At 47.5% G+C, this 396-nt stretch carries 1 protein-coding gene; it reads left to right on the forward strand.

The genetic code is table 11. The features are described from left to right. A partial coding sequence (locus D7W81_RS41730) for an amino acid permease (protein ID WP_208721713.1) occupies window positions 1–396 on the forward strand: 396 nt, incomplete at both ends.

Genomic DNA, 396 nt, shown 5'->3' on the forward strand with positions numbered 1-396 from the left:
CAGTTTATGTCGTACCAACGCTTCTGGTACGCCCGTTAATGGCTATTTTCTGACCCTGGTGCTGGTGGCGATCCTGATAATGCTGCCGACTCTCGGCATTGGTGATATGAACAATCTCTATAAATGGCTGTTGAACCTTAATTCGGTAGTGATGCCGCTGCGTTATTTATGGGTATTTGTTGCATTTATTGCAGTCGTTCGCCTGGCGCAGAAATATAAACCAGAATATGTCTTTATTCGTAATAAGCCTCTGGCAATGACCGTCGGGATTTGGTGTTTTGCCTTTACCGCCGTTGCCTGTTTGACGGGGATCTTCCCGAAAATGGAAGCCTTCACTGCAGAGTGGACCTTCCAGTTGGCGCTGAATGTTGCAACGCCGTTTGTGCTGGTAGGATT

The organism is Corallococcus aberystwythensis (assembly GCF_003612165.1).
GTDB lineage: Bacteria > Myxococcota > Myxococcia > Myxococcales > Myxococcaceae > Corallococcus > Corallococcus aberystwythensis.